The sequence below is a fragment of the Vibrio sp. 1249-1 genome, assembly GCF_033340495.1.
In genome coordinates, this window is the sequence record NZ_JAWOWJ010000696.1 from 1 (window position 1) to 639 (window position 639).

A 639-nucleotide genomic window follows, 5' to 3' on the forward strand; every position below is an offset into this window, starting at 1 on the left:
AACGCGTGTAAAGCTTAAGGGCTAGTCCAATTTCGCTCGCCGCTACTTTCGGAATCTCGGTTGATTTCTTTTCCTCGAGGTACTTAGATGTTTCAGTTCCCCCGGTTCGCCTCGCTGCGCTATGTATTCACGCAGCGATACTTACTTATGTAAGTGGGTTTCCCCATTCGGAAATCCCAGACTCAAATGGTTTTTACTACCTAATCTGGGCTTATCGCAAGTTAATACGTCCTTCATCGCCTCTGACTGCCAAGGCATCCACCGTGTACGCTTAGTCACTTAACCATACAACCCGAAGGAGTTTCGAGTTGATAATCAAATCACCAAAGTTGTCTCTCATTATTTGAATGAGCGAGAGACATTCGATTTTACCGGACTCAAATTCCAAGAACACTTGAATGTGTTTTTAGTTGTATTCATAAATGAATACTTTGAGAACTTTACAAACAACAATAAATTGTTGTTTTGTCAGCTTTCCAAATTGTTAAAGAGCTATGTTAGCTACAAGCTTGCGCTTGTGAACTATCAATCTGTGTGAACACTCATCGCAATAATCATCGTTTAAGGAGGTGATCCAGCGCCAGGTTCCCCTAGCGCTACCTTGTTACGACTTCACCCCAGTCATGAACCACAAAGTGG

At 42.7% G+C, this 639-nt stretch carries 2 rRNA genes; both read right to left on the minus strand.

Annotated elements, in window-relative coordinates:
- Nucleotides 1-285 (minus strand): 23S ribosomal RNA (locus R7Z50_RS28410); the annotation flags it as partial.
- A 277-nt stretch (nucleotides 286-562) separates the two neighbouring features.
- Nucleotides 563-639 (minus strand): 16S ribosomal RNA (locus tag R7Z50_RS28415); the annotation flags it as partial.